At 71.7% G+C, this 26,574-nt stretch carries 26 protein-coding genes; 16 read left to right on the top strand and 10 right to left on the bottom strand.

Annotation, left to right across the window (positions count from 1 at the left end; genetic code table 11):
* Positions 1 to 423: 423 nt before the first annotated feature.
* Positions 424 to 3,222 (top strand): pyruvate, phosphate dikinase, encoded by a 2,799-nt coding sequence (gene ppdK / locus AB0O01_RS04745; RefSeq protein ID WP_365310987.1) that lies wholly within the window; start codon positions 424 to 426, stop codon positions 3,220 to 3,222.
* A 154-nt stretch (positions 3,223 to 3,376) separates the two neighbouring features.
* Here the strand turns inward: ppdK and AB0O01_RS04740 are convergent, their stop codons facing one another.
* Entirely contained in the window at positions 3,377 to 3,580 is a 204-nt protein-coding gene (locus tag AB0O01_RS04740) for a ferredoxin (protein WP_365310986.1), read from the bottom strand.
* A gap of 289 nt (positions 3,581 to 3,869) precedes the next feature.
* Between AB0O01_RS04740 and AB0O01_RS04735 the strand changes: the two genes are divergently transcribed.
* From AB0O01_RS04735 to AB0O01_RS04725, 3 genes are all read left to right on the top strand, one after another.
* Positions 3,870 to 5,030 carry an alkaline phosphatase PhoX gene (locus AB0O01_RS04735; protein WP_365310985.1) on the top strand — a complete coding sequence of 387 codons (1,161 nt, stop codon included), beginning with the start codon at positions 3,870 to 3,872 and terminating at the stop codon, positions 5,028 to 5,030.
* 131 nt (positions 5,031 to 5,161) lie between these two features.
* Positions 5,162 to 6,109 carry a superoxide dismutase gene (locus AB0O01_RS04730; protein ID WP_365310983.1) on the top strand — a complete coding sequence of 316 codons (948 nt, stop codon included), beginning with the start codon at positions 5,162 to 5,164 and terminating at the stop codon, positions 6,107 to 6,109.
* Positions 6,110 to 6,363: 254 nt separating this feature from the next.
* Entirely contained in the window at positions 6,364 to 6,666 is a 303-nt protein-coding gene (locus AB0O01_RS04725) for a hypothetical protein (protein ID WP_365310982.1), read from the top strand.
* A 23-nt stretch (positions 6,667 to 6,689) separates the two neighbouring features.
* Here the strand turns inward: AB0O01_RS04725 and nirD are convergent, their stop codons facing one another.
* Positions 6,690 to 7,061 carry a nitrite reductase small subunit NirD gene (nirD, locus tag AB0O01_RS04720; protein WP_365310981.1) on the bottom strand — a complete coding sequence of 124 codons (372 nt, stop codon included), beginning with the start codon at positions 7,059 to 7,061 and terminating at the stop codon, positions 6,690 to 6,692.
* Positions 7,058 to 9,646 (bottom strand): nitrite reductase large subunit NirB, encoded by a 2,589-nt coding sequence (nirB, locus tag AB0O01_RS04715; RefSeq protein WP_365311244.1) that lies wholly within the window; start codon positions 9,644 to 9,646, stop codon positions 7,058 to 7,060. Before nirB ends, nirD begins: the two co-directional genes overlap by 4 nt.
* Before the next feature lie 353 nt (positions 9,647 to 9,999).
* On the opposite strand from nirB, the gene AB0O01_RS04710 reads away from it, so the two are divergent.
* The gene (locus tag AB0O01_RS04710) at positions 10,000 to 10,782 is read left to right on the top strand and encodes a TSUP family transporter (protein ID WP_365310980.1); all 783 of its coding nucleotides are present in this window, start codon (positions 10,000 to 10,002) and stop codon (positions 10,780 to 10,782) included.
* A gap of 8 nt (positions 10,783 to 10,790) precedes the next feature.
* Here AB0O01_RS04710 and AB0O01_RS04705 read toward each other — a convergent pair whose 3' ends face one another.
* Positions 10,791 to 11,618, bottom strand: a complete 828-nt coding sequence (locus tag AB0O01_RS04705) for an NAD(P)-binding domain-containing protein (protein WP_365311243.1) — start codon at positions 11,616 to 11,618, stop codon at positions 10,791 to 10,793.
* A 237-nt stretch (positions 11,619 to 11,855) separates the two neighbouring features.
* Between AB0O01_RS04705 and AB0O01_RS04700 the strand changes: the two genes are divergently transcribed.
* The gene (locus AB0O01_RS04700) at positions 11,856 to 12,287 is read left to right on the top strand and encodes a helix-turn-helix domain-containing protein (RefSeq protein WP_365310979.1); all 432 of its coding nucleotides are present in this window, start codon (positions 11,856 to 11,858) and stop codon (positions 12,285 to 12,287) included.
* Between the two features lie 100 nt (positions 12,288 to 12,387).
* A complete protein-coding gene (locus AB0O01_RS04695; RefSeq protein ID WP_365310978.1) occupies positions 12,388 to 13,566 on the top strand; it encodes a serine/threonine-protein kinase in 1,179 nt (392 codons plus the stop codon).
* On the opposite strand, the gene AB0O01_RS04690 is transcribed toward AB0O01_RS04695, so the two are convergent.
* From AB0O01_RS04690 to AB0O01_RS04670, 5 genes are all read right to left on the bottom strand, one after another.
* On the bottom strand, positions 13,550 to 14,182 hold the full coding sequence (locus tag AB0O01_RS04690; RefSeq protein ID WP_365310977.1) for a class F sortase: 633 nt from the start codon (positions 14,180 to 14,182) through the stop codon (positions 13,550 to 13,552). The two genes, AB0O01_RS04695 and AB0O01_RS04690, sit on opposite strands and share 17 nt — an antisense overlap.
* Positions 14,183 to 14,303: 121 nt before the next feature.
* On the bottom strand, positions 14,304 to 14,843 hold the full coding sequence (locus tag AB0O01_RS04685; RefSeq protein ID WP_365310976.1) for a hypothetical protein: 540 nt from the start codon (positions 14,841 to 14,843) through the stop codon (positions 14,304 to 14,306).
* Positions 14,844 to 15,114: 271 nt separating this feature from the next.
* Positions 15,115 to 15,309 carry a DUF397 domain-containing protein gene (locus AB0O01_RS04680; protein WP_365310975.1) on the bottom strand — a complete coding sequence of 65 codons (195 nt, stop codon included), beginning with the start codon at positions 15,307 to 15,309 and terminating at the stop codon, positions 15,115 to 15,117.
* A complete protein-coding gene (locus AB0O01_RS04675; protein WP_365310974.1) occupies positions 15,306 to 15,509 on the bottom strand; it encodes a DUF397 domain-containing protein in 204 nt (67 codons plus the stop codon). Before AB0O01_RS04675 ends, AB0O01_RS04680 begins: the two co-directional genes overlap by 4 nt.
* Positions 15,506 to 16,333, bottom strand: a complete 828-nt coding sequence (locus AB0O01_RS04670; protein ID WP_365310973.1) for a helix-turn-helix transcriptional regulator — start codon at positions 16,331 to 16,333, stop codon at positions 15,506 to 15,508. Before AB0O01_RS04670 ends, AB0O01_RS04675 begins: the two co-directional genes overlap by 4 nt.
* 106 nt (positions 16,334 to 16,439) lie before the next feature.
* Here AB0O01_RS04670 and AB0O01_RS04665 point away from each other — a divergent pair, with 106 nt between their 5' ends.
* The 4 genes from AB0O01_RS04665 to AB0O01_RS04650 all read left to right on the top strand — a co-directional run bounded on the left by AB0O01_RS04665 (position 16,440) and on the right by AB0O01_RS04650 (position 18,450).
* Positions 16,440 to 16,691: a hypothetical protein gene (locus AB0O01_RS04665; RefSeq protein ID WP_365310972.1), complete on the top strand. Its 252-nt coding sequence runs from the start codon at positions 16,440 to 16,442 to the stop codon at positions 16,689 to 16,691.
* Between the two features lie 32 nt (positions 16,692 to 16,723).
* Positions 16,724 to 17,059: a hypothetical protein gene (locus tag AB0O01_RS04660; protein WP_365310971.1), complete on the top strand. Its 336-nt coding sequence runs from the start codon at positions 16,724 to 16,726 to the stop codon at positions 17,057 to 17,059.
* Between the two features lie 119 nt (positions 17,060 to 17,178).
* Positions 17,179 to 18,018 carry an alpha/beta hydrolase gene (locus AB0O01_RS04655; protein WP_365310970.1) on the top strand — a complete coding sequence of 280 codons (840 nt, stop codon included), beginning with the start codon at positions 17,179 to 17,181 and terminating at the stop codon, positions 18,016 to 18,018.
* Between the two features lie 15 nt (positions 18,019 to 18,033).
* The gene (locus tag AB0O01_RS04650; RefSeq protein ID WP_365310969.1) at positions 18,034 to 18,450 is read left to right on the top strand and encodes a gamma-glutamylcyclotransferase family protein; all 417 of its coding nucleotides are present in this window, start codon (positions 18,034 to 18,036) and stop codon (positions 18,448 to 18,450) included.
* A gap of 15 nt (positions 18,451 to 18,465) precedes the next feature.
* On the opposite strand, the gene AB0O01_RS04645 is transcribed toward AB0O01_RS04650, so the two are convergent.
* Positions 18,466 to 19,218, bottom strand: coding sequence for an ElyC/SanA/YdcF family protein (locus AB0O01_RS04645; RefSeq protein ID WP_365311242.1), 753 nt, complete (start codon positions 19,216 to 19,218; stop codon positions 18,466 to 18,468).
* Between the two features lie 220 nt (positions 19,219 to 19,438).
* Between AB0O01_RS04645 and AB0O01_RS04640 the strand changes: the two genes are divergently transcribed.
* From AB0O01_RS04640 to AB0O01_RS04620, 5 genes are all read left to right on the top strand, one after another.
* On the top strand, positions 19,439 to 20,299 hold the full coding sequence (locus AB0O01_RS04640; RefSeq protein ID WP_365310968.1) for a sirohydrochlorin chelatase: 861 nt from the start codon (positions 19,439 to 19,441) through the stop codon (positions 20,297 to 20,299).
* Between the two features lie 134 nt (positions 20,300 to 20,433).
* Positions 20,434 to 21,705: a deoxyguanosinetriphosphate triphosphohydrolase gene (locus AB0O01_RS04635; RefSeq protein WP_365310967.1), complete on the top strand. Its 1,272-nt coding sequence runs from the start codon at positions 20,434 to 20,436 to the stop codon at positions 21,703 to 21,705.
* 230 nt (positions 21,706 to 21,935) lie between these two features.
* Positions 21,936 to 23,201: an FAD-dependent oxidoreductase gene (locus tag AB0O01_RS04630; protein WP_365310965.1), complete on the top strand. Its 1,266-nt coding sequence runs from the start codon at positions 21,936 to 21,938 to the stop codon at positions 23,199 to 23,201.
* 29 nt (positions 23,202 to 23,230) lie between these two features.
* Positions 23,231 to 25,114: a DNA primase gene (dnaG, locus tag AB0O01_RS04625; RefSeq protein WP_365310963.1), complete on the top strand. Its 1,884-nt coding sequence runs from the start codon at positions 23,231 to 23,233 to the stop codon at positions 25,112 to 25,114.
* 81 nt (positions 25,115 to 25,195) lie between these two features.
* The gene (locus AB0O01_RS04620) at positions 25,196 to 26,524 is read left to right on the top strand and encodes an RNA polymerase sigma factor (RefSeq protein WP_365310962.1); all 1,329 of its coding nucleotides are present in this window, start codon (positions 25,196 to 25,198) and stop codon (positions 26,522 to 26,524) included.
* The last annotated feature ends 50 nt before the right edge of the window (positions 26,525 to 26,574 follow it).

The raw sequence follows: 26,574 nt of genomic DNA, 5'->3' as shown, positions 1-26,574 counted from the left end.
GTGGTGCGGCCCGGTGGGCGAGGTGGTGCGGCCCAGTCGGCGAGGTTGCGGGGCCCGGTGGCCGAGCGCACGCTCGGTGCATGAGAGGCAGCAGGTTTCCGCCCGATGACGAGGGATCGCCGGGCGTCCGCATGGTGATATCCGGTCGCCCGGACGGGTGCCCCGACGGCGTGATTCTCGCCACCCTTGATAAGGCTTGCGCTCAGATGAGCGGATCATGGGCGACTGCATTTCTCAAAGAGTGGCACTGAGTGCCAATCGATGATCGTTCATCGGGCGAACTCAGGCGTGCCGCAAGCCGCTCATTCGAGCGCAATGGGGCCGTGAGGGCGCGATCCGGCTTCAAGAAGTGAACACATCCCCGCCCGATTTCTTGCCAAGCCTTGACTTTCGATCCTGTGGCGGATGCCCGGTTACGGGCGCATGACGCGCAAGTGGACCTCCCCAGACGCCTTGGATCTGGGTATGTTCCTCGCCGTCAGGGCAGCCACCGCGTCCTCCGAGGAGTTGGGACCCGTGTCGGAAAACACCAAGTTCGTTTACGACTTCACCGAGGGCAACAAGGACCTCAAGGACCTTCTCGGCGGTAAGGGTGCAAACCTCGCGGAGATGACAAACCTGGGCCTTCCGGTTCCGCCCGGGTTCACCATCACCACCGAGGCGTGCAAGGTCTACCTCGACAGCGGCGACGAGCCCGCGGCACTCCGTGACGAGGTGAGCGCGCACCTCGACGCGCTGGAGCAGCGGATGGGCAAGAAGCTCGGCCAGGCCGACGACCCCCTGCTGGTCTCCGTACGCTCCGGCGCCAAGTTCTCCATGCCGGGGATGATGGACACCGTCCTGAACATCGGGCTCTCCGACGCGTCCGTGCAGGGGCTCGCCAAGCAGGCCGGGGACGAGCGGTTCGCCTGGGACTCCTACCGCCGCCTCATCCAGATGTTCGGCAAGACCGTCCTCGGCGTCGACGGCGACCTCTTCGAGGAGGCGCTGGAGAAGGCCAAGGCGGGCAAGAAGGTCACGGTCGACACCGAGCTGGAGGCCGCCGACCTCAAGAAGCTCGTCACCGCCTTCAAGAGGATCGTCAAGAAGGAGGCCGGGCGGGACTTCCCGCAGGAGCCGCGTGAGCAGATGGACCTCGCCATCCAGGCCGTCTTCGACTCCTGGAACGGCGACCGCGCCAAGCTCTACCGCCGCCAGGAGCGCATCCCGCACGACCTCGGCACCGCCGTCAACGTCTGCTCCATGGTCTTCGGCAACCTCGGCCCCGACTCCGGCACCGGCGTCGCCTTCACCCGCGACCCCGCCTCCGGCTACCAGGGCGTCTACGGCGACTACCTCCAGAACGCCCAGGGCGAGGACGTCGTCGCCGGGATCCGCAACACCGTCCCGCTCGCGGAGCTGGAGCGGATCGACCAGCAGTCCTACGACCGGCTCATGCGGATCATGGAGACCCTGGAGAACCACTACAAGGACCTCTGCGACATCGAGTTCACCATCGAGCGCGGTCAGCTCTGGATGCTCCAGACCCGGGTCGGCAAGCGCACCGCCGGGGCCGCCTTCCGGATCGCCACCCAGCTCGTGGACCAGGGTCTGATCGACGAGGCCGAGGCGCTCCAGCGCGTCACCGGCGCCCAGCTCGCCCAGCTCATGTTCCCCCGCTTCGACGACGAGGCCAAGGTCCAGCAGGTCGGCCGGGGCATCGCCGCCTCACCGGGCGCGGCGGTCGGCAAGGCGGTCTTCGACTCGTACACCGCGGTGAAGTGGTCCCGCTCCGGGGAGAAGGTCATCCTGGTCCGCCGGGAGACCAACCCCGACGACCTGGACGGCATGATCGCCGCCGAGGGCATCCTCACCTCCCGCGGCGGCAAGACCTCCCACGCGGCCGTGGTCGCCCGGGGCATGGGCAAGACCTGTGTGTGCGGCGCGGAGGAGCTGGAGGTCGACACCAAGCGCCGCCGGATGACCGTGCCCGGCGGGCAGGTGGTGGAGGAGGGCGACCTCATCTCCATCGACGGCTCCTCCGGCAAGGTCTACCTCGGCGAGGTACCGGTCGTGCCGTCCCCGGTGGTCGAGTACTTCGAGGGCCGGATGCACGCGGGCGCCGACGACGCCGACGAACTCGTCGAGGCCGTCCACCGGATCATGGCCTTCGCCGACCGCAAGCGCCGCCTGCGGGTCCGGGCCAACGCCGACAACGCCGAGGACGCGCTGCGCGCCCGCCGCTTCGGGGCCCAGGGCATCGGCCTGTGCCGCACCGAGCACATGTTCCTCGGCGACCGCCGCGAACTGGTCGAGCGGCTGATCCTCGCCGACCACGACGAGGAGCGCGAGGAGTCCCTGAAGGCCCTGCTGCCGCTCCAGAAGCGCGACTTCGTGGAACTCTTCGAGGCCATGGACGGCCTCCCGGTCACCGTCCGCCTCCTGGACCCGCCGCTGCACGAGTTCCTCCCCGACATCACCGAACTCTCCGTCCGGGTCGCCCTCGCCGAGTCCCGCCAGGAGCCGCACGAGAACGAGCTGCGCCTCCTCCAGGCCGTCCACCGCCTCCACGAGCAGAACCCGATGCTGGGCCTGCGCGGGGTCCGCCTCGGCCTGGTCATCCCCGGCCTGTTCACCATGCAGGTCCGCGCCATCGCCGAGGCGGCGGCGGCCCGCAAGGCGGCCAAGGGCGACCCGCGCGCCGAGATCATGATCCCGCTGGTCGGCACGGTCCAGGAGCTGGAGATCGTGAAGGACGAGGCGGACCGGGTGATCGCCGAGGTGGAGGCCGCCACCGGCACCTCCCTCAAGCTCACCATCGGCACGATGATCGAACTCCCGCGCGCCGCGCTGACCGCCGGTCAGATCGCCGAGGCCGCCCAGTTCTTCTCGTTCGGCACCAATGACCTCACCCAGACGGTGTGGGGCTTCAGCCGCGACGACGTCGAGGCGTCCTTCTTCACCGCGTACCTGGAGAAGGGCATCTTCGGGGTCTCCCCCTTCGAGACCATCGACCGCGACGGCGTCGGCTCCCTGGTCGAACTCGCCGCGAAGGCCGGCCGCGCCACCCGCCCCGACCTCAAACTCGGCGTCTGCGGCGAGCACGGCGGCGACCCGGAGTCCGTCCACTTCTTCCACGAGGTGGGCCTCGACTACGTCTCCTGCTCGCCGTTCCGCATCCCGGTGGCCCGGCTGGAGGCGGGCCGGGCGGCATCGCAGGCCCAGGGGAGCGACCACCGCTGAACCCTCCGGTGGGAGAAGAGGGGGCGGCACCCTTGTGCGGGGGTGCCGCCCCTGCGCCTTCCTGGGCGGGGGTGCCGCCCCTGCGCCTTCACGGGCGAGGGTCCGGGCGTGCCCGGCTCCGTCTCCGGGAGTACCCGGCTACTCCTCTACTCCTCTACTCCTCGCGGACGCTGATCGCCTGTGCCGGGCAGCCCCGGGCGGCCTCCCGCAGCAGGGGGTCGCCGCCGCCGTCGGCCCGGCCGGGGCGGACCGTCCCGAAGCCGTCCTCGTCCTGGTCGAACACACCCGGGGCGGTGAGATAGCAGTTGCCCGCGCCGATGCAGTGGTCCGGGTCGATCGACACCGTGGTCGTCGTCATCGCAGCTCCTGGCCGTGGGGGAGGGGAGAGGGGGGCGGGGCAGGTCGCCGCCCTGGTCGTCAGGGTGCCCGGAGCCGTCGCGGACACAGCCCTTCCGGGGGCCTGCTTCGCCCCATCGGGTGAGGGTCCGGGTGAGCGTCGGAGTGAGTATCGGGGCCCGCCCGCCGACCGCCCCGCTTCCGTCACGGCATGTCCATGACTTGTCCATCCCGCTCGCCTAACGTCCCGGACCGCACCACCCCGCCACCGGCCGGTGGCGGGACCGGTCACGGCACCCCTTGGAGTGAGAGTGGAACGTCGTCACCTTCTGCGTGCGGCCGTCCTCGGCGGCTCCGCCGCCGCCTTCGGCGGCAGTCTGTGGCGCGGCGCCGCCTACGCGGCCCCCGCCCAGCCCGGCACCGGCCCCTACGGGGCCCTCGGCGCGCCGGACGCCAACGGCATCAGACTGCCCAGCGGGTTCACCAGCCGAGTGATCGCCCGCTCGGGCCAGACGGTCCCCGGCACCTCGTACACCTGGCACAACGCCCCCGACGGCGGTGCCTGTTACACCGACGGCAGCGGCTGGATCTATGTGTCCAACTCCGAGATCAACCCCTCCGGCGGGGTGAGCGCGGTGAAATTCTCGGCGACCGGCACGGTCACCGCCGCGTACCGGATCCTCTCCGGCACCCGTACCAACTGCGCGGGCGGCAAGACCCCCTGGAACACCTGGCTGTCCTGCGAGGAGGTGTCCCTCGGCTACGTCTATGAGACCGACCCCTGGGGCGTCGCCGCGGCCGTCCGCCGGGACGCCATGGGCCGCTTCAAACACGAGGCCGCCGCCGCGGACCCGGTCCGCCGGGTCGTCTACCTCACCGAGGACGAGACCAACGGCCGCTTCTACCGCTTCGTCCCGGCGACCTGGGGCGACCTCTCCGCCGGCACCCTCCAGGTGATGGTGGCCGGAACCGCCACCTCCGGCTCCTTCACCTGGGCCAACGTCCCCGACCCCGACGGCTCCCCGACCACCACCCGCACCCAGGTCTCCGGCTCCAAGTCCTTCAACGGCGGCGAGGGCTGCCACTACGCCGACGACACCGTCTGGTTCACCACCAAGGGCGACAACCGCGTCTGGCAGCTCAACCTCACCACCAACACCTACGAGCTGGCCTACGACGACTCCCTCGTCACCTCCGGCACCGCCCCCCTGACCGGCGTCGACAACATCACCGGCGCGGCCTCCGGCGATCTCTACGTCGCCGAGGACGGCGGCACCATGGAGATCTGCGTGATCACCCCCGCCGATGTCATCGCCCCGTTCCTCCGTATCGACGGCCAGTCCGCCTCGGAGATCACCGGCCCCGCGTTCTCCCCCGACGGCCGCCGCCTCTACTTCTCCAGCCAGCGCGGCACCAGCGGCAGCTCCTCCGGCGGCATCACCTACGAGGTCACCGGCCCGTTCCGCGCGTAGGGGCTTGGACACCGGCGAGTGAAGGGTGGGGCGCGGGGGAACTCCCAGCGGGAGCAAGGGCGTTGACCCGGCAGACACCGCAGGCGCCACCCCGAGTCCCACCCCCCACCTCACCCCCGGAGGCATGCCCCATGACCCGGACCACCCGCCGCGCGCTCCTCACCGGACTGACCGCCGCGACCCTGGCCGCAGCCACCGCCACCACTGCCACCACCGCCACCGCCGCCCCGTCCCGAGCCCCCTGGCCGACGGAGTTCCCCCTCCCCGACGGCTTCCTCCCCGAGGGCATCACCATCGGCAGCCGCCCCTACGCCTACCTGGGCTCCCGCGCCAACGGCGCCGTCCTGCGCACCGATCTGCGCACGGGCACCGGCGAGATCCTCCACCCGGGCGCCCCCGGCACGGCCACCATCGGCCTCAAGCTCGACGGTGACGGCACGCTCTACCTCGCCGGAGGCGCGAGCGGCACCGCCCGCCTCGTCGACGCCCGCACCGGCAGCCTGCGCACCACCCACACCCTCAGCACCGCCACCCCCACCTTCATCAACGATGTGATCCTCACCGGCGACCGCGCCTGGTTCACGGACTCCCGCAACCCGGTCCTGTACGGCGTCCCGCGCGGCGGCCGGAGCACACCAGGCGTCCGCGAACTCCCTCTGACCGGCGACTGGGTCCAGATCCCCGACATCAACAACGCCAACGGGATCGTCGCCACCCCGGACGGCAAGGACCTGATCGTCGTCCAGAGCAACCCGGGCGCGCTCTACCGCGTCTCCCTGCGCACCGGCGTGGCCCGCCGCCTCACCCTCACCGGCGCCGACTCGGTCCTCTACGGCGACGGCCTGCTCCGGATCGGCTCCACCCTCTACGTCGTCCAGAACCGGCACAACCTGGTCTCCGTCTGGGACCTGGACCTCGCCCGCACCCGCGCCACCCTCCGCCGTACGATCACCGACCCCCGCTTCGACGTCCCCACCACGGCCGCCCGCCACGGCAACCGCCTGTACCTGGTCAACGCCCGCTTCACCAGCCCGCAACTGCCCACGACCACGTTCACGGGGGTCGCGGTCCCGCTCTAGGGACCCCCTGGCGGCGGGCGTGCGGGGGAAGCCGGTGCGCCGCACGGGGGTCGCGGGCGACGCGGCCCGCGCTCCCCGTGGGCGCACGGCCGCGCCGAAAGGGCGCACGCGGTGCTTTACCCCGCACCGGCGACCCCCGCTCTAAACGGGCATCCTCCCGGGCACCCCATCCCTGGCCGCGTCACCGGGGCACGGCCGTACAGGCGGGCGCACAGCCGCGCAGCCGTAGAGGCGCACAGGGAGAGGCAGCAGCCATGAGCATGCTCCAGACCGGTCAGTTGCAGTTGGGCTCCACCAGCCCCTCGGCCACCACGGGCGGGAACACCGCCACCTTCACGCAGGTCACGTTCCCCTCGCCGTTTCCGGCGAACTCCGAGGTCGTCGTCATCCCGTTCGTCCAGACGTTCAACGGCCCGGACACCCCGGGCCTGCGGATCGCCGATGTCACCACCACCGGCTTCAAGATCCGGATCAATGAACTGGTGGGCGTCGGAAGGCCGCTCTCCGACGGCCCCCACACCACCGAGACGATCGGCTGGATCGCCAGTACGGTCTAGCCCGAGCGAGGCCGGTAGGAAGGTCAGGCCGCCGCCCGCACCTCGTACACCCGCACCCCCACCCCCTCCTCGTCCAGGCAGCGCCCCGACTCCAGGTCGAAGCGCTGCTTGAGGAGGGGGGAGGCGACGAACGGGCGGCCCGCGTGGGTGCCGGTCAGGCCGCGGGAGAGCACCGCCGCCCCGCCGAACGGATCGCGGTTGTCGATGGCGAACAGCCGTCCCGCCCGGTCGCGGAACAGCGCCGCCTGGCCGCCGTCCGGCAGCAGGGCGGCGACGCCCCGGCCGGGGAGCAGGGTGCCCAGGTCGCAGACGGTGAGCCAGGAGTGGGCGGACACCCGGATCTGCACCTTGAGTTCTGTCTGAACGGAAGCGGGAGCGGGGGCTGCCGTGGTCATCGCGGGGCGGTTCCTTCCAGGACGGGACCGGCGCCGGGGCGCAGGCCGAGGGAGAGCAGGGGCAGGTCGGGCTTGATCTGATCGCGCTCGGCGACGAAACCGACCACCGGGTCCGGGGTGTCGGGGGCGTTCACGAAGGACACGAAACGGGCCAGCTTCTCCGGGTCGGCGATGGTCGCGGCCCACTCGTCGCGGTAGTGCGCCACATGGTCGGCCATCAGTTGCTCCAGCTCCGCGCAGATCCCGAGTGAGTCCGCGACCACCACGTCCCGGACATGGTCCAGGCCGCCCGGCAGCCGCTCCAGCCAGGTCGAGGTGCGCTCCAGGCGCTCGGCGGTCCGGATGTAGAACATCAGGAACCGGTCGATCAGGCGGATCAGCTCGGCGTCGGTCAGGTCCTGGGCGAGCAGGTCGGCGTGGCGCGGGGTGGCGCCCCCGTTGCCACCGACGTACAGATTCCAGCCATTCGCCGTGGCGATCACGCCGAAGTCCTTCGACCGGGCCTCGGCGCACTCCCGAGCGCACCCGGAGACCGCCGACTTCAGCTTGTGCGGGGAGCGCAGCCCCCGGTAGCGCAGCTCCAGGTCGATCGCCATCCGCACCGAGTCCTGCACGCCGTAGCGGCACCAGGTCTGCCCGACGCAGGACTTCACCGTCCGCAGCGCCTTGCCGTAGGCGTGCCCCGACTCGAAGCCCGCGTCGACCAGCCGCGTCCAGATCAGCGGGAGCTGCTCCACCCGGGCGCCGAAGAGATCGATCCGCTGACCACCCGTGATCTTGGTGTACAGCCCGAAGTCCCGGGCGATCTCCCCGATCACGATCAGCTTCTCCGGGGTGATCTCACCCCCCGGGATGCGCGGTACGACCGAGTACGACCCATTCCGCTGGAGATTGGCGAGGAAGTGATCGTTGCTGTCCTGGAGGGTGGCCTGTTCGCCGTCCAGGACATAGCCGCTCACGCCGATCGTCCCGGCGAGCGAGGCGATGATGGAGCCGATGGCGGGCTTGCAGACCTCGCAGCCGTCGCCGTCCCGGGCGCTCTCGCGGCCGTAGCGGTCGAGCAGTTCGCGGTGGGTGGTGATCCGCAGGGCGAGGACGATCTCGTACAGCTCCTCGCGGGTGCGGGCGAAGCAGCCGCACAGGCCCTTGTCGACCTCGACGCCGCTCGCCTCCAGCTCCGCGGAGACGAGTTGCCCCAGCACCTTCGCGCAGCTCCCGCAGCCGCTGCCCGCCCGGGTGCACTTCCGCACCTCGGGGACGGTGGTGCAGGAGTGCTCGGTGACGGCGGCGCGGACGGTGCCCTTGGTGACGTTGTGGCAGGAGCAGATCACGGCGTCGTCCGGGAGGGCGGAGGGGCCGAGCTGGGCGCCGCCGCTCGCGCCCGCGGGCAGCACCAGCGACTCCGGCGCGACCGGCGGCACGGAACCGGTCAGCGCGCGCAGGGTGCCGTACGCGTCCGCGTCGCCGACCAGGATGCCGCCGAGCAGGGTGCCGTCCCGGGCGACGACCAGCTTCTTGTACAGCCCGGACCGGGCGTCGGAGTACACCACGTCCAGGCAGTCCGGCGCCGTGCCGTGCGCGTCGCCGAAGGACGCCACATCCACGCCGAGCAGCTTCAGCTTGGTGGAGAGATCGGCGCCGGTGAAGGACGCCGCCCCGTCGGCCGCGAGGGTCGCCGTCCCGTCGGCCGCGAGGGTCGCCGCCGCCGTCTCCGCCTGCTCATAGCCCGGCGCCACCAGCCCGTACACCCGGCCGTCCGGGCTGAGCGCGCACTCGCCGATCGCGAACACGGCCGGGTCGGAGACCGTACGGCACCGCTCGTCCACCGCGATGCCGCCGCGCTCGCCGACGGTCAGCCCGCAGTCCCGGGCGAGTTGGTCGCGCGGCCGGACCCCGGCGCTGAACACCACCAGATCGACATCCAGCTCCGACCCGTCCGACAGCCGCATCCCGCTCACCGCGCCCGCCGCGTCCGTGACGATCTCCTGGGTGCCGGTCCCGGTGTGGACGCTCAGCCCCATCCCCTCCACCGTCCGCAGCAGCGCCGCGCCGCCGCCCTCGTCCACCTGGACCGGCATCAGCCGCGGCGCGAACTCCACGATGTGCGTGGCCAGTCCCAGCCCTTGCAGCGCGCCCGCCGCCTCCAGCCCGAGCAGCCCGCCGCCCACGACCGCCCCGGTCCGGGCCCCGGCCCGCGCGTACGCCTCGATGGCGAGCAGGTCGTCCATGGTCCGGTACACGAAGCAGCCCTCGGCGTCCTGGTGCGGCACCGGCGGGACGAAGGGGAAGGAGCCGGTGGCGAGGACGAGGGTGTCGTAGCGGAGGACCTCGCCCGAGCGGGCGGTCACCGTCCGGGCGGCGCGGTCGATCCGTTCCGCCGGGTCGCCGAGCCGCAGCTCGATCCCGTGCGCCGCGAGGAACTCCGGGTCGGTGAGGGACAGCTCCTCGGGGGTACGCCCCGAGAAGTACGACGTCAACCGCACCCGGTCGTACGCCGGACGCGACTCCTCCGCGAGTACCACCACCCGGTGGGTCGCCGTCAGGCCCCGCTCGGCGAGCGCCTCCAGGAACCGCTGGCCGACCATGCCGTGGCCGACGAGCACGATCGTGGCGGTGGCCCCTGCGGTGCCTCCTGCGGTGCCCCCCGGGGTGCCTCCTGGGGTGCCTCCTGGGGTGTCGGTCATGCGCGGCAGCCTCCGTCGTCCGAACCGGCGAGTGGTGATGCCCGGAAGCGTGCGCGGCGGAGGTTTCCCGACCGCATCGCACCTGTTTCCCGGGGGGAACGCTGCGCTCAGCGGGGGTGGGGGGTGGGTGTGAGGGGCCTCCGGCCATGGGAGGGGCCTCCAGCCGTGGGAGGGGCCTCCAGCCGTGGGAGGGGGCTCACGGCTGCCGGGGGTGGGTGCGAGGGGGGTCGGGGGCAGGCCCTAGGGTCGCGATCATGCCCGACATATCCCTGACCACCCTCGCCGTGCTCTGCCTCGCCGCCCTCGCGGCCGGCTGGATCGACGCGGTGGTCGGCGGGGGCGGGCTGCTGCTCCTGCCCGCGCTGCTGCTGGGCCTGCCCGGCACCACCCCCGCCGCGCACGCCCTCGGCACCAACAAGGCGGTCGCCATCGTCGGCACCACGGGTGCGGCGATCACCTACGCCCGCAGGACCCCCGTCGAGGTCCGCACGGCCGTCCGGATCGGGCTCGCGGCCCTCGCCGGTTCCTCCGGGGGCGCCTTCCTCGCGGCCGGGATGAGCACCGAGGTGCTGAAGCCGGTCGTCATGGTGGTGCTGCTGGGCGTGGCGGCCTTCGTCATCCTCAGGCCCACGTTCGGTACGGCCCCCGCCCCCGGCCCGGCGTCCCGCCGCCGCACACTCGCCGCGATCGGCCTGGCGGGCCTGGGCATCGGCTTCTACGACGGCCTGATCGGCCCCGGCACCGGCACCTTCCTGGTCCTCGCCCTGACCGCCGTCCTCCACCTCGACCTGGTGACCGCGTCCGCCACCGCGAAGATCGTCAACTGCTGTACCAACGCCGGGGCGCTGGCCATGTTCGCCTGGCAGGGGGCGGTGCTGTGGCAGTTGGCGGCGGTGATGGCGGTGTTCAACCTGGCGGGCGGCACCCTCGGCGCGCGCACCGCGCTGAAGCGGGGCAGCGGCTTCGTGCGGGGGGTGCTGCTGACGGTGGTGTTCGCGCTGGTGGCGAACATGGCGTACGAGCAGTGGATCAGCTAGGGCATGCCTCAGGTGAGAAGCAGATCCACCACCCCGGCGCTGCCCTCGTCCGGGTGGCCCTGGGCCAGGCGCAGTTCCATCAGCCGCCAGATCGGGGTGAACAGCTCGGTGGTGACGCCCTGCTCCTTGGCGGCCCGGCGCATGGTCCGGGTGCCGGTGACCATCATGGCGAGGTTGGAGGTGACGCCGGTGCGGTAGTCGCCGCTCTCCAGTTGCCCGGCCACCTCGTGCGCGAGCGGTGCCATCGCCGCGAGCCAGTCCACCAGCAGCGGGGCGAACGCGGTCGGCGCGATGTCCTCCCTCCTCAGCATGGCGAAGGCGTGCAGCACCCCGGTGAACACCCCATCCAGCCCGCTCAGCAGCGCGATGTCGTACAGCCCGGCGAAACCGGGGTCCGCGCCCACGTACGTCGTCCCGCCCGCCACCGCGAGCGTCTCCCGGTGCTCCTCGAACAGCTCCGCCGACCCGCTGTAGAGCACATATCCACCGGACGAGGGGTCCCCGATCATCGGCGGTACGGCCATGATCCCGCCGTCCAGGAAGCGCGCCCCGCGCCGCTCGGCCCAGACGGCACGGGAGCGGGCGTCGCCCGGGGTCCCGGTGGTGAGGTCGACCAGGTCGCGCCCGGCGAGATCGGTGCCGTCGAGGGCGTCGCCGACGGAGGCGTCGTCCAGCAGACAGACGATCACCAGCCGACCGGCGGCGACGGCCTCGGCCGCGCTCGCGGCGACGGTGGCGCCCTTGGCGGCGAGCGGTGCGGCTCGGGCGGCGGTGCGGTTCCAGACGGTGACGGGGTGCCCGGCGCCGAGCCAGGCACGGGCGAGGGCGGTCCCCATGGCGCCGGTGCCGAGGAGGGTGACGGGGGTGGGGGTTTTCGGTGCCGTCGCGGTCACGGTCGCGGTTTCGGTCTCGGTGTCGATGTCGGCGTCGGTGTCGATGTCGGTCATGGCGTTTAGCCTCGGGGTGGGGAACATGCCTGCTCAAGTACGTACTTCGGAGTGGGTGGTTACCTCGGGGATAGCGTCCAGCTCAGCGAGGTGCCGGACGCCGGTGACGACGGAAGGGGGCCCGGGATGCCGAGCGGGCGACGGCCGGGGCGGTATTTCTGCGGGATCGACGCGGCGATGGATGTGATCGGCGGCAAGTGGAAGGTGCTGATCCTGTGGGCGCTGGACGAACGGCCGCACCGCTTCGGTGAACTGCGCCGGGAACTGCCGGGCGTCACCGAGAAGGTCCTGGCCGCGCAACTGCGCGAACTGGAGGCGGACGGCATCGTGCACCGGGAGGAGTACGACGAGGTGCCGCCGAGGGTGGAGTACTCGCTGACGGCCCGCGGTACGTCCCTGAACGCGGCACTGGAGCCGCTGGGGGCGTGGGGGAGGGCGAACGTGGAGGGGGTACCGCCGGAGCCGGAGCCGGAGCCGGAGCCGGAGCCGGGGCTGGAGCCGGGGTCGGGTTCAGGGCCGGGGCCGGGGACTCGCTCCGACTCCGCCGCTCTGGTCTAGAAGGTCCCGTTCGGAGCGGAGAGTGCGGCACGGGCCCCACCGGCTCCTGCCGTGACTACCCTGGGCGCAGGCAGGGCTTCGGGAGGCGGGGGAAGCGCGCATGGTCAGAGGTCTGGGTGCCGGAGATCCGCGCGGCATAGGGTCGTACCGCCTGCTCGGGGTGCTCGGGGAAGGCGGTATGGGCAAGGTCTACCTGGGCAGTTCGCGCAGTGGGCGCCGCGTGGCGGTGAAGGTGATCAGACCGGATGTCGCCGCGGACACGGAGTTCCGGACGCGTTTCCGGCGGGAGATCGAAGCCGCCCGCAGGGTCGGCGGGGCGTGGACCGCACCCGTCATCGACGCCGACCCCGATGCCGCGGTCCCCTGGCTGGCCAGCGACTACATCGACGCCCCGGACCTGGGCACCCTCGTCCACCGGCGGGGCCCGCTGGACGAGGCCGACGGGCTGCGGCTGGCCGGCGGACTCGCCGAGGCGCTGGAGTCCGTACACCGCGCCGGGCTGATCCACCGGGACCTGAAGCCGCCCAATGTCCTGATGACCGGCAACGGTCCGCGGCTCATCGACTTCGGCATAGCCCGCGCCTTCGACGGGACCACACGGGTCACCGGGACCGGCCTGATCGTCGGCACGCCCGGGTTCATGTCACCGGAACAGGCGGAAGGCGCCGAACTCACACCGCCCAGCGATGTCTTCTCGCTGGGCGGTGTGCTGTTCTTCGCGGTCACGGGGCGGGAGCCCTTCGGCTCCGGTGGCGCCGCCTCGGTGCTGTACCGGGTGGTGCACGACGAGCCGGACCTCACCGCCGTACCGTCCAGGCTGCGGCCGGTCCTGAGCGCCTGTCTGCACAAGGATCCGGCACACCGGGCGACGCTCGACCAACTCCTCGGCCTCATCGACGGCCGGGCCGTCGGTCCGGTGCCGACGCAGGCAGCGGAGCACCGGCAGCCCGGTGCGTACACGCGGGCCCGCGCCGAGTCCCCGACGGAGGCACCCGTCCCGTCAGCGGATGCCCCAGCATCGGCCCCGGTCGAGCCTCCGTCCTCCCTGCCGATGCTGGTCGCGTTCGTGATCTGGGCGGGAGGCGGTGCGGTGGGTCTGGTGGCGCTCGTCGCCACCGGGGGTGTGGGCGGCTATCTCGTCATCCCCTTCCTGCTGTGGCTGGGCATCAGCACGGCACAGGCGCAGGAACTGCGGTCACGGCGGCGGCTGCGCCACCGGCTCCGCGACCGCGGGCGCGGCCCGGAGGGCCCCTGGCGGGGCCCTAATGGCTCCCCGTGAGATGGGCGAACACCACCACGTTCCCCTGGTACCCGGTGTCCCGCGAGTACCCTCCGCCGCAGGTGATCACCCGTAGCTCGGGCCGGTCGGCGGCCCCGTACACCTTGTCGTCGGGGAAGGCATCGGCGTCGTACACCTCCACCGCGTCCACGGTGAACTCGGCGACCGAGCCGTCCCGCCGCTCCACCTCGATCCGGCTGCCGCGCTGGAGCGCCCCGAGCCGGTAGAAGACGGCGGGCCCCTGCCGGTTGTCGACATGCCCGGCGACGATCGCGGTGCCGGTCTCCCCGGGGGTGGTTCCGGCCTCGTACCACCCGGCCAGGTTCTTGTCGGCGGCGGGCGGGACGTCGAGGCTGCCGCCGGGGGTGAGGCCGAGGCCCATCAGCGGGGCGTCGACGCGGATGCCGGGGACGCGGATACGGTCCGGCGGGGAGGGCGGCAGCGCGGGCGCGGCCCCGCTCCGGGCTCCGGGACCGGTGCCGGTGCCGGTGCCCGCCTGGGCGGCGGACGGCTGGGGCGGTGTCTCCCGTGCGGCGCCGGGTCCGAGCAGCCACAGGCCGGTGCACAGGGAGACGACGGTCACCCCGGCTATCGCGGCGTTCCCCACAGAGCGCATCAAGCCCCCTCTCCTTCTCTTCCTTCTCCCCGTGCCCCCTCCGGGCCGCGAGGGGCGTCGGACCAGGAGGGGGCCGGGGTCGTGCGGTACCGGTGGACGGACAGCGGAGGGTGTCCGTCCCTCACATCCCGTCGCCTCTCGCCCGGCGATGCAGGAGCCAGGTACCGCCCGCGGCGGCGACGGCGAGAGCCGTCACGCCGGCCGCGGTCTGTACGGGGTCGGGGCCCAGGGCGCCGCCGACCCCCGTCTTCACACTTCCGCGCGGATGCACCGCCGCCCCGCCGTGCGCGGGACCGAGGGCCACGACCAGATCGCCCAGCACCTGCCGCCCGCCCTCGGCGCACTTCGCGACGATCTCGTACGTCCCCGGCTGCGCGCTCGGCGGCACCTTGAACTGGCCGATGGCCCTGCCCTCGTCGCTGCTCGGCGCGAGCGTGAACCGTCCGGCGCCGACCGCACTGGCGTCCCCGTCGGCACTGCCGCGCCCGGCGCAGGCGTCGGTGGTGGCGGTGACATGGGTGCCGGGGGCGACGGTACGGGGGGTGATGTCGATGGTCCCGGCGACGGGGGGTGTGCCGCCTCCATGGGCGGGTGCGGCGAGACCGGCCGCGCCGGTGATGGCTAGCGCGGTGGCGGCCAGCAGCCGGGCGGTACGTCGCATCGATCGCTCCTTCGAGCCGTCGTCTCGGTCGGTTGCGCTTCCTCTCCGAGGAAACGGGCAACGGGCCGGACGCGCTTGTCGAGGGGGCGGGGCGAGAGGGGGGCGGGGGGCGGATTCCGCTCCGCGTTTCAGCAGGTCACGGGGGAGGGCGGGGTGGGTGCGGAGAAAGTGGGGGGTGCGGGGGTGAATGGGTGACGGGGCGTGCCAGCAGAGGGGGAAAGCCCCGCGGCGGCGCTCGCGGGCGGCGGGGCTTTCGGGGTCGACCGGGAGGTCAGTGGTTCTTGACGTCCGCCAGGAAGAACGCGAAGGCGCTGACGGAGGGTGCCAGGGTGGGGCCGGTGGGGTTCTTGGAGTCGCGGATGGGGACTATGCCGTGGGAGGGGGTGAGGTTGGTGGCGATCTCGACGCAGACGCCGCCGTTGTCGCTGTGCGACGACTTGAACCAGTCGGGGGTCTCGTCGGTCATTGCTGCTGACCCTTGATGTCCGCCACGAAGAGTGCGAAGGCGTTGACGGGGAGGGTCAGGGTGGGGCCGGTGGGGTTCTTGGAGTCGCGGATGGGGACCACGCCACTTATGGCGGCGAGGTTGGCGGCGACCTCGACGCAGTTGCCGCCATTGTCGCTGTAGGAAGACTTGAACCAGCGGGGGGTCTCGTCGGTCGTCACTGGATGCCCTTTCGTACCTCATGGATCATGGCCACGGATGCTGCCTGAGAGAGCGCTTCGGCCTGTAGCTGATGGTAGGCCGTCAGTATCGGAAGCACGGAGGTCGCTTCCCGGTCCAAGTGCCCCTGCGTTTGGGACTCTGCGTAGGCGAAGACTGAACGGTCAGGCATTGTAAGCAAGTTGACCGGCAGGTTGAATGTGCGGCGCTCCCCCATGGAGAACGGTGCCACCTGAAGCACGGTATTGGGACGGCCCGCGAACTCGACCAAGCGGTCGAACTGCGCGTTCATGACCTCAGGGCTGCCGACCGGCCGCCGAATGCAGCTCTCGTCCATCACCAGGAACACCATAGGTGGACGCCGCCGTTCCAGGGCCTGCTGCCGCTCCATGAGGAACGTCACTCGCTCGTCGGCCTGTTCGGACGTGATCGCCCCGCGCTCCACAGCGCTGTCGGCCAACACCGCCGCGTAGGCCGGGGTCTGCAAGAGCCCAGGAATGATCCCGATCTCGTACAGCCGGATCTCTACCGCCCGTTCCTCATACCCGACGTACTCCGGGAATCCCTCCAGCAGCACGCCGTGCCGAATCTCCCGCCACTCCCGCTCGAACGCGTCGTCGCTTCCGAAGGCCAGATCCAAGCGACGAGCCAGCCGCAAGGTTGGCATTTTGCGACCGGTTTCAACTGACGAAATATGCGTGCTGGAATATCCCATCTCCTCGCCTAACTGCTCCTGCGTCCAGCCACGTTCCTCTCGCAGCGTGCGTACACGCGCCCCGAACGCGGCGCGCGGGGAGCTGTCCGGGTTCAGTTCCTTGATGTTCATGAGCCCAGCACCGACCTTTCGTCCTGCTCCGACACGTTGAATGACTCCTCACCCTAGGCCACTCTGAACGCGCTTGGTAGTGATTCCACTACGGAGAGGAGTCGCCATGCCCCCCAAACCCCCCACCCCCGCCACATCCCCCCAACTCCCTTCCATCGGAACCCTGTTGATGGACAAGGCGCACGACCGCATCGGAGAGTTCCGCGGCGCTCAGGCCGGGCTCTGGCACCTGCGCCCCGTCACCGGTGGCATCGAATGGACCGTCGCCCCCGCCGACACCCGCCCTGCGAACCCCACCGAGCGACTGCGGGCCAAGACCGTCCGCGCCAACGCCCGCAGCCGGGGTGAGGTGTTGTGACCCCGCCCGGAGGGCAACCGCACGGCCCGGTGATGCGGCAATGCGGGGCCACCTCCGACGTACCGTCCGGTCGGCTGCTGCTGGCGATCATCGCCGGGCAGGGCAAGGTCCTCAGGGCCGATCTGCGACCCGCCCTGGCCCCCGTCCGTTGCGAACTCGGCGCCTGGCACGCCTGCGAGCACGCCTGCCACATCTGGGACTGGCCGGACAGCCACGCCCCACCCCTGTGGGCCCGCTGGCGGACCGCCGGCCCGATGCGGTTCGAGAACCTCACCTGGTGCGGGGTCCCCGGAGGACCGAGGGGAGACGCCTGCTTCCTCTACCGCAACCACGTCCGCACCCACTCCTGGAACCTCCGTGACCTCTAGGAGGTGGCGGACCGGCCGACCCACCGCACCGCTCCCGCAACGCCCCTGGCGGAATCACGACACCGATCGGCGGATCACCCCGTACCGGCCACCACCGCACCCGCCCTAGGTTCGGCCGCATGGCACAGCTCAGCCACCGGACCGCCACGACCTCCCTCACCACCGACGACTGCACCCTCCACGCCACCACCCTCGGAGCGGGCCCCGCTCTGGTCCTGCTGCACGCGGGCGGCCCCGATCACCGCAGCATGCTCCCGCTGGCCGAACGGCTCGCCGACCTCGGCACGATCGTCCTCCCCGATCTGCGCGGCTACGGCCGCTCCGTCTGCACCGACCCGGCCCGCCACACCTGGGCCCAGTACACCGAGGACGTCATCGCTCTCCTGGACCATCTGAACCTCCCCGACGCCGTGCTCGCCGGGGCGGGTCTCGGCTCCACGATCACCCTCCGCACCGCCGCCGCACACCCCGACCGCGTCCGCGCCGCCGTGCTGATCAGCGTCGAGGACATTGAGGACGACGAGGCGAAACAGGCCGAGATCCGCTTCCTCGACGCCTTCGCCGCCCGCGTCGCCACGGACGGTATCGAGGCCGGCTGGGAACCGATCCTCGCCGACTTCCCGCCCGTCGTCGGCGCCATGGTGCGCGACGCGATCCCCCGCTCCGACCCCGCCAGCATCGTCGCCGCAGCCGCCATCGGCCACGACCGCTCCTTCCGCAGCGTCGACGAACTCGCCGCCATCACCACCCCCACCCTCGTCTTCCCCGGCACCGACCCACGCCACCCCACCACCCTCGCCCAACAGGCCGCCGCCACCCTCCCCGGCGGACACCTCGCCACCACCCCGATCGGCGACGACCTCAAAACCGCCGAAGACCTCGCCCGCGCCCTCGCCCCCACCCTCCGCGCCTTCCTCGCCACCACCGCCGCCCACCCCTCGGCCGACGGACCCGCCTGATGCACAATCCCCAGCGTGAACCTCCCCTTCTTCGTCTACGGCACCCTGCGCCCCGGTGAGCCCAACCACACCACCCACCTCCTCGGCCGCACCCACGCCGAGGAGCCCGCCCACCTCATCGGCGCCACGCTCTACGACGGCCCCGGCTACCCCTACGCCGTCCCCACCCCCGGCGAGACGGTCCACGGCGAACTGATCACCGCCCGGCCCGAGAACTACCCCCAACTCCTCCGCGCCCTGGACCTCCTGGAGGAGTACACCCCCGGCGACCCCCGCAGCCTCTACCACCGCGCCGACCGCGAGGTCCTCCGCACCGCCGACGGCACCTCCGTCCGCGCCTGGGTGTACTTCGCCGCCCCACCGGTCGCCGCCCGGCTCCGGGCGCACGGCACCCTCATAGCGGGCGGCGACTGGAGATCCAGACCCCGGTGAGGGCCCAGCCCCCGCTCACTCCGCCGAGCCCGCGCCCGAAGTCGCGTCCGAAGTCGCGCCCGAAGTCGCGTCCGAGGCCAGGCCGTCCGAGGTCAACGCCTGCCGTACCCCCTCCTCGCGCGGCCCCAGGAACGTCGGATCGGGCCGCATCACCACATCCCACGCCGCCTTTCCGGCCGCGAGGATCTCCCGGACACCTCCGGAGTACGAGGGCCCGGGTCTGTAGTCGGCCACCCCGACGCCGTACCCCGACACCCCGGCCGCCTCGCACAGCGCCACCGCTCTGCGGATATGGAAGTCCTGGCTGATCAGGATCGCCTCGTCCACCCCGAAGATCTCCTTGGCGCGCACGCACGAGTCCCAGGTGTCGAACCCGGCGTGGTCGCTGACGATCCGCTCGTCCGGCACGCCCAGCCGGGTCAGATAGGACCGCATGGCGTCCGGCTCGTCGTACTCCTCCCGGCTGTTGTCGCCCGTGACCAGCACGACTCTGATCTGTCCCGCCCGGTACAGCTCCGCCGCCGCGTCCAGCCGGTCCGCCAGGTACCGCGACGGCTCGCCGTCCCAGCGCAGCCCGGCGCCGAAGACCACGGCCACATCCGTGCGCGGCACATCCGCGACCGTCCGCAACCGGTCACCGGTCGTCAGCCGCAGCCAGGTCGCCGGCAGCAGCCCCAGCACGCACACCACCATCACGGCCTGCACCAGCCGCCGCTTCCCGGCCGTACTCCGCGGCATCCGCGGACGCGGCACCCGCAACCGCGGCATCCGAAGGCGCTGCACCCGCAGTCGGCGAAGCCCCACTCCCACCGTCACTCCCCACCCCTCATCTGCCCCACTTCCACCCGTCACCAGCGAAAACGTGTTCCAGCCCCGCCAGAGTTCCCGCCCCTCCTCACACCAAAGGGTGAACCGCCGTGAACCCGCCGCAAACAGCCAGGACGAACCGGGCAACGGCCCAGCAATCTCCTCACGCCACCCTCTCCCCATGACCACCCCACCCGACCCCCTGTCCGACCCCCTGTCCGACCCCACGCCCAGCCCCCCACCCGCCCTCGTCCTCGTGGCCCACGGCAGCCGCGACCCCCGAGCCCTCACCACCGTCCACGCCCTCGCCGCCCGCGTCCGCGCCCTGCGCCCCGACCTCCCCGTCCACCTCGGCCACCTGGAACTGAACGCCCCCCTGCTCCCGGAAACCCTCGCCACCCTCGCCCCCCTCTCCTCGTCCCCCACCCCCGGCGCGATCCTCGTCCCCCTCCTCCTCAGCCGCGGTTACCACGTCAAACGGGACATCCCGGACCTGGCCGCCACCACCCCCCTCCGCACCACCGTCACCCCGCCCCTCGGCCCCCACCCCCTCCTCGCCGAGGCCCTCCACACCCGCCTGACCGAGGCCGGCTGGCCCAGCCACCTCACGGACCGCGACCGCCGCACGACCGCCGTCGTCCTCGCCGCCGCGGGCTCCCGCGACCCCGAGGCCGCCCGCGACACCGCCCGCACCGCCCGCCTCCTTGCCGCCCGCCTCGGCGTCCCCGTCCGCCCCGCGTACGCCTCCGCCGCCCGCCCGACCGTCCCGGAGGCGATCAGCGCCCTGCGCGCCGAGGGCCGCCCCCGCACCGCCGTGGCCTCGTACTTCACCGCCCCCGGCCGCTTCGCCACCCAGTGCGCCGCCGAGTCCCCCTGGCTGGCCTCGTCCCCCCTGGGCACCCACCCCGCCCTCCCCCACCTGATCCTCCACCGCTACACCCGGGCCACCCGGCAACGCCCTTCGAGGGGCGCGGGGAACCGCGCACGGCTGCCCCGGCTCCGCGCGGATGGCACCCGCGCAAGAACAACGCCCTGCTTCTAGGGGCGCTGGGGGTACCCCCTCTGGGGGAGGAACTGCGCGCCCAGCCACCCCCCACCCGCACCGGCCCCCCCAACAGAACCCCGCACCCACCCCCACCACCCCAAACCCCACCCCCACCACCTACTGTCAACCCCATGGAAGCCACCCCCTACGAACCGTCGGCGACAACCCGCTGGGCCCCCGAGCCCGACAAACGCCCCGGCCGTACCGCCTTCCAACGCGACCGCGCCCGCATCCTCCACTCCGCCGCCCTCCGCCGTCTCGCCGGAAAGACGCAGGTCGTCACCCCCGGCGGCACCTCCCAGGCATGGGACCCCAGCCCCCGCACCCGCCTCACCCACTCCCTGGAGTGCGCCCAGGTCGGCCGGGAACTCGGCGCGGCCCTCGGCTGCGACCCCGACCTCGTCGAGGCGGCCTGCCTCTCCCACGACCTCGGCCATCCCCCGTTCGGCCACAACGGCGAACAAGCCCTCAACGAGTTCGCCGAGGACTGCGGCGGCTTCGAGGGCAACGCCCAGTCCCTGCGCCTGCTCACCCGCATCGAGCCCAAACGATTCACCCCGCGGGGCTCCGTCGGCCTCAACCTCACCCGCGCCGCCCTGGACGCCGCCACCAAGTACCCCTGGCCGCGCGGAGCGCACCCCACCGACCCCGCCTCCCGCAAATTCGGTGTCTACGACGACGACCGCCCCGTCTTCGACTGGCTCCGCGAGGACGCCCCCGGCACCCGCACCTGCTTCGAGGCCCAGGTCATGGACTGGTCCGACGACGTGGCGTACTCCGTCCACGATGTCGAGGACGGACTGCACGCCGGTCACATCGACCCCAACTGCCTGCACGCCGAACCCGAACGCCGGGCGGTCTTCGCGGTCGCCGTCGGCCGCTACGTCCCCTCCGGCACCGACCCGGCCGAACTCGCCGCCGCCCTGGACCGCCTCCTCGACGCCGAGTGGTGGCCGCACGGCTACGACGGCTCGGCGGTCGCCCAGGCCCGCCTCAAGGACGCCACCAGCCAGCTCATCGGCCGGTTCTGCCTGGCCGCCGAGACCGCCACCAGAGCGGCGTACGGCGGGGGCCGCCTCACCCGGTACGGCGCCGAACTCGTCGTCCCGCGCGCCACCCGGATGGAGTGCGCGGTGCTCAAGGCGGTCGCCGACCGGTATGTGATGCAGCGGGACGAGCAGGCCCGGCTCCGGGCCGACCAGCGGATCGTGGTCGCCGAACTCGCCGAGGCCCTCACCGCCCGCGCCCCGGACGGCCTGGACCCGCAGTTCCGTGCCCTGTTCGACGCGGCCGGGGACGACCGGGCGCGCAAGCGGGTGATCGTGGACCAGATCGCCTCCCTCACCGACGCCTCGGCCCGCACCCTGCACCACCGCCTGACCACCCGCCGCCCCACCGCCTGACCACCCGCCGCCCCGCGGCCCGACCACCCGCCGCCCCACCCCCTGACCACCCCACGCCCCACCCCGCGCGCGGGGGCGTGATTGAACACAACGGAAGATACTCAGAGATACCCAAAGGTGACCCTCCGTGGCCTGATCGGGTCACCCCCTCTTCCCCCATCACGCTGCGTGCGGGACGCTCGCCTATGGCGGCACTCTCGTGTGGCGGCATTTTTACGAGGAGGCATCAAGTGGTCGACGCGGATCAGACATTCGTCATCGTCGGAGGCGGGCTCGCCGGGGCGAAGGCGGCCGAGACGCTCCGGGCGGAGGGTTTCAACGGGCGGGTGATACTGATCTGCGACGAACGCGACCACCCGTACGAGCGCCCGCCGCTGTCCAAGGGCTACCTCCTCGGCAAGGAGGAGCGCGACAGCGTCTTCGTGCACGAACCCGCCTGGTACGCGCGCCACGACATCGAACTGCATCTCGGCCAGACCGTCGACCGGATCGACCGCGCGGCGAAGACCGTCCGCTTCGGTGACGACGGCACCCTTGTCCACTACGACAAGCTGCTGCTGGCCACCGGCTCCGAGCCCCGCCGCCTGGACATCCCCGGCACGGACCTCGCGGGCGTCCACCATCTGCGCCGCCTCCACCACGCCGAACGCCTCAAGGGTGTCCTGTCCGCCCTGGGCCGGGACAACGGGCACATCGTGATCGCCGGGGCCGGCTGGATCGGTCTGGAGGTCGCCGCGGCGGCCCGGGAGTACGGCGCGGAGGTCACCGTCGTGGAGTCGGCGCCGACCCCGCTGTACGGGGTGCTGGGCCCGGAGCTGGGCGCCCTCTTCGCGGAGCTGCACCGCTCCCGCGGGGTCCGGTTCCACTTCGGGGCGCGGCTCACCGAGATCGTCGGCCAGGACGGCCTGGTCCTGGCCGCCCGCACCGACGACGGCGAGGAGCACCCGGCGCACGACGTGCTCGCCGCGATCGGCGCCGCTCCCCGCACGGGCCTCGCCGAGTCGGCGGGACTGGCGATCGCCGACCGCGCGGACGGCGGCGGCATCCTGGTGGACGAACGGCTGCGCACCTCCGACCCCGACATCTACGCCGCCGGTGATGTGGCCGCCTTCCCGCACGCCCTGTTCGGGGCCCGGGTCCGGGTGGAGCACTGGGCGAACGCCCTCAACGGCGGACCGGCCGCCGCCCGGTCGATGCTCGGCACGGACACGCCGTACGACCGGGTGCCGTACTTCTTCTCCGACCAGTACGACCTGGGGATGGAGTACAGCGGCTGGGCGCCGCCCGGGTCGTACGACCAGGTGGTGATCCGGGGGGACGCGGCGAAGCGGGAGTTCATCGCGTTCTGGCTGAAGGAGGGGCGGGTGCTGGCCGGGATGAATGTGAACGTGTGGGATGTCACAGACCCGATCCAGCAGTTGATCCGCTCCGGAGCCCCGGTGAGCACCGACGATCTGGCGGACCCGCACATTGCGCTGGAAAACCTCGTCCCGTGAGTGTCAGTGCGCCCCCGTAGACTCTCCTCGTGGCTGGACGGATCAACGACGAGGACGTGAAGGCGGTTCGGGACGGGGTCCCGATCGACGCCGTGGTGTCCGAGTACCTCCAGTTGCGCAACGCGGGCGGGGGCAACCTCAAGGGCCTCTGCCCGTTCCATGACGAGAAGTCGCCGTCCTTCCAGGTCAGCCCGAGCAAGGGACTCTTCCACTGCTTCGGCTGCCAGGAGGGCGGCGACACCATCACCTTCGTGATGAAGGTGGACCACCTCTCCTTCTCCGAGGCGGTCGAGCGCCTCGCCGCCCAGGCTGGCATCACCCTGCGCTACGAGGAGGGCGGTTACAACCCCTCCCACCAGCGCGGCGAGCGCATCCGCCTGGTCGAGGCCCACAAGATCGCCGCCGAGTGGTACGCGGAGCAGCTCGCCACCTCCCCGGAGGCCGAGACCGGCCGGACCTTCCTCACCGAGCGCGGATTCGACCACACCGCCGCCGTCCACTTCGGCGTGGGCTACAGCCCCCAGGGCTGGGACCACCTCACGCGCTATCTGCGCGGCAAGGGCTTCACCGACAAGGAACTGCTCCTCTCCGGCATCGCCCAGGAGGGCCGCCGCGGCCCCATCGACCGCTTCCGGGGCCGCCTCATGTGGCCCATCCGGGACATCGCGGGCGATGTCGTCGGCTTCGGCGCCCGCAAGCTCTACGAGGCCGACACCGGCCCCAAGTACCTCAACACGCCCGAGACGGCGATCTACAAGAAGTCCCAGGTGCTCTACGGCATCGACCTCGCGAAGAAGGAGATCGCCAAGACGCGCAGCGTCGTGGTGGTGGAAGGCTACACAGACGTCATGGCGTGTCATCTCGCCGGGATCACGACAGCAATCGCGACCTGCGGAACATCATTTGGTAATGAGCACATCAAGATTCTCCGTCGCCTTCTGATGGACAAGTCGACGGCGAGAGTGATCTTCACCTTCGATGGTGACGCCGCCGGGCAGAAGGCTGCCCTGCGGGCATTCGAGGACGACCAGAAGTTCGCGGCCGAGACCTACATCGCGATTGCTCCTGAGGGGATGGACCCATGTGATCTGCGACTGGCGAAGGGTGACGTGGCCGTGAAGGGACTGGTGGAGAGTCCTACCCCGTTGTTCAAGTTCGCCCTTCAGCACATCGTAAAGCACTATGACCTGGATACTCCGGGGGGTCGGGCCGCCGCTCTGGACGAAGCCGCACCCGTCACGGCCAAGATCAAGGAAGAAACGGCGCGCAGGGAGACAGCCGTGTTGCTGGCCGGACTGGTCGGCATTCTCGACCCGGAGCACGTGGTGACCAGGGTTGGCCACCTCTCTCGCCGCGGTCGCGGCCCTGCCCCCGCCCGTACGGACTCCCTCCAGATGCATGAAGCTCCCGCCCGGGCCTTCGGAGGGGCTCCTTTGACTTTGCGTAACCCTGTCTACTCCACTGAACGTGAGTTGCTGAAGCTGGCTCTCCAACGGCCAGACCTGGTCTCGCCAGCCTTTGACGCATATGGCGCCGACGAATTCACCGCCGCCCCCTACGCCACCGTACGCGAAGTGATCTTTGACGCGGGCGGCGCGGAATCGGGTACCGAGGATTACCAAGACTATCTGGTCCGTGTCCGCGCAGCCGCCCCCGACGACGCTGTCCGTGCACTGGTCACGGAACTAGTGGTTGAGACGCTTCGCCGCAAATCGGTGGATGAGCAATATGCGGGAGGGCAGTTGGTGGCGGTCCGCCGACGAGCGGTCGCGCGTCGGCTACATGACCTCCAGAGCCTTCTGACTCGCGTTAGCCACGTAGATGCCGCCCAAGCTGCGGCTATCCAAAACGAGATGATGACGTTGACGCGCTACGACAGAGCACTCCAGGACGAGGGTCCAACCGCGCTCTGAGCTGGTTGTCACAGCCCGGACGCAAAAAGTCACCGCACGCCCCTCGTGGCGGCGATGTGTCGTACCCCACACTGGGGAGCGGTGCCTGAGTCCTCGGAGCGCGGCCGACCCGTCCCCCACGGGTTCCACACCCCCGCGGTTCCGCTCATCGCGTACGGGACGGACAGCGGCAAGGCCGTCGACTCCGCCCCCCAAGCAGCGCTGCCGCACGCCTCAGCAGCGATCATCCTGGAGGTCGCCCCCGTGCAGACCCAGACCCTCGTGCAGAACGACACCCCCACCACCGGCGCGGCCCGGCCGGACACCGAGACCGGCGTCCTGGTCGCCGTACCACCCCAGCACCTCACCGAGGGCCACCCCGATGCCACCGGCACGGCCCCCGACCCGGACGAGCCCGACGGCCCGCCCCTCGCCGCACTGGACGCCACCGAACCCGTCGAACCCGCCGAGCCCGCCGAGCCCGTCGAACCGGCCCGCCCCGCCCGCGCCGACACCAGCGGCCCCACCTCCGACCTCTTCCGCCAGTACCTCCGCGAGATCGGCCGTATCCCGCTGCTCACCGCCGCCGAGGAGGTCGACCTCGCCCGCCGGGTCGAGGCCGGGCTGTTCGCCGAGGAGAAACTGGGCTCCGCCCCCGCCCTCGACAGCGAACTCGCCCTCGATCTCGACCGGCTCGTCGTCATGGGCCGGATGGCCAAACGCCGCCTCATCGAGGCCAACCTCCGCCTGGTCGTCTCGGTCGCGAAGCGGTACGTCGGCCGCGGGCTGACCATGCTCGACCTGGTCCAGGAGGGCAACCTCGGCCTGATCCGCGCGGTCGAGAAGTTCGACTACGCCCGCGGCTACAAGTTCTCCACGTACGCCACCTGGTGGATCCGCCAGGCCATGTCCCGCGCCCTCGCCGACCAGGCGCGCACGATACGGGTCCCGGTGCATGTGGTGGAGCTGATCAACCGGGTGGTCCGGGTGCAGCGCCGGATGCTCCAGGAACGGGGGTACGAGCCGACGGCGGAGGAGGTCGCGGCCCAGCTCGACCTGGCGCCGGAGCGGGTGGGGGAGGTGCTGCGGCTCGCCCAGGAACCGGTGTCGCTGCACGCGCCGGTCGGCGAGGAGGACGATGTCGCCCTCGGCGACCTCATCGAGGACGGTGACGCCGCGAGCCCGGTGGAGTCGGCGGCGTTCCTGCTGCTGCGGGAGCATCTGGAGGCGGTGCTGTCGACGCTGGGGGAGCGGGAGCGCAAGGTCGTCCAGTTGCGGTACGGGCTGGCGGACGGGCGTCCGCGGACGCTGGAGGAGATCGGGAGGATCTTCGGGGTGACGCGGGAGCGGATCCGGCAGATCGAGTCGAAGACGTTGAACAAGCTTCGCGATCATGCGTTCGCGGATCAGTTGAGGGGTTATCTCGACTGAGAGTGGCGTTGCCCCGCAGGGCGATGGGGAGTGGGCGCAGCGGCACCCCG

Origin of the sequence: Streptomyces sp. NPDC093252, from assembly GCF_040683675.1 — a bacterium.
Taxonomy (GTDB): Bacteria; Actinomycetota; Actinomycetes; order Streptomycetales; family Streptomycetaceae; genus Streptomyces.
The sequence above is the reverse complement of the archived record's forward strand: the minus strand, read 5'-3'. Positions and strand labels throughout refer to the sequence as shown.

Bases quoted from the DNA above. Each gene is read 5' to 3' on its own strand.
- ppdK (WP_365310987.1), top strand. From the start codon at position 424: ATGACGCGCAAGTGGACCTCCCCAGACGCCTTGGATCTGGGTATGTTC.
- AB0O01_RS04660 (WP_365310971.1), top strand. From the start codon at position 16,724: ATGCGGCAATGCGGGGCCACCTCCGACGTACCGTCCGGTCGGCTGCTG.
- AB0O01_RS04700 (WP_365310979.1), top strand. From the start codon at position 11,856: ATGCCGAGCGGGCGACGGCCGGGGCGGTATTTCTGCGGGATCGACGCG.
- nirD (WP_365310981.1), bottom strand. From the start codon at position 7,061: ATGACCACGGCAGCCCCCGCTCCCGCTTCCGTTCAGACAGAACTCAAG.
- AB0O01_RS04680 (WP_365310975.1), bottom strand. From the start codon at position 15,309: ATGACCGACGAGACCCCCGACTGGTTCAAGTCGTCGCACAGCGACAAC.
- AB0O01_RS04730 (WP_365310983.1), top strand. From the start codon at position 5,162: ATGACCCGGACCACCCGCCGCGCGCTCCTCACCGGACTGACCGCCGCG.
- AB0O01_RS04635 (WP_365310967.1), top strand. From the start codon at position 20,434: ATGGAAGCCACCCCCTACGAACCGTCGGCGACAACCCGCTGGGCCCCC.
- nirB (WP_365311244.1), bottom strand. From the start codon at position 9,646: ATGGTCGGCCAGCGGTTCCTGGAGGCGCTCGCCGAGCGGGGCCTGACG.
- AB0O01_RS04685 (WP_365310976.1), bottom strand. From the start codon at position 14,843: ATGCGACGTACCGCCCGGCTGCTGGCCGCCACCGCGCTAGCCATCACC.
- AB0O01_RS04695 (WP_365310978.1), top strand. From the start codon at position 12,388: ATGGTCAGAGGTCTGGGTGCCGGAGATCCGCGCGGCATAGGGTCGTAC.
- AB0O01_RS04670 (WP_365310973.1), bottom strand. From the start codon at position 16,333: ATGAACATCAAGGAACTGAACCCGGACAGCTCCCCGCGCGCCGCGTTC.
- AB0O01_RS04640 (WP_365310968.1), top strand. From the start codon at position 19,439: ATGACCACCCCACCCGACCCCCTGTCCGACCCCCTGTCCGACCCCACG.
- AB0O01_RS04655 (WP_365310970.1), top strand. From the start codon at position 17,179: ATGGCACAGCTCAGCCACCGGACCGCCACGACCTCCCTCACCACCGAC.
- AB0O01_RS04690 (WP_365310977.1), bottom strand. From the start codon at position 14,182: ATGCGCTCTGTGGGGAACGCCGCGATAGCCGGGGTGACCGTCGTCTCC.
- AB0O01_RS04725 (WP_365310982.1), top strand. From the start codon at position 6,364: ATGAGCATGCTCCAGACCGGTCAGTTGCAGTTGGGCTCCACCAGCCCC.
- AB0O01_RS04705 (WP_365311243.1), bottom strand. From the start codon at position 11,618: ATGGGGACCGCCCTCGCCCGTGCCTGGCTCGGCGCCGGGCACCCCGTC.
- AB0O01_RS04665 (WP_365310972.1), top strand. From the start codon at position 16,440: ATGCCCCCCAAACCCCCCACCCCCGCCACATCCCCCCAACTCCCTTCC.
- AB0O01_RS04740 (WP_365310986.1), bottom strand. From the start codon at position 3,580: ATGACGACGACCACGGTGTCGATCGACCCGGACCACTGCATCGGCGCG.
- AB0O01_RS04645 (WP_365311242.1), bottom strand. From the start codon at position 19,218: ATGCCGCGGTTGCGGGTGCCGCGTCCGCGGATGCCGCGGAGTACGGCC.
- AB0O01_RS04710 (WP_365310980.1), top strand. From the start codon at position 10,000: ATGCCCGACATATCCCTGACCACCCTCGCCGTGCTCTGCCTCGCCGCC.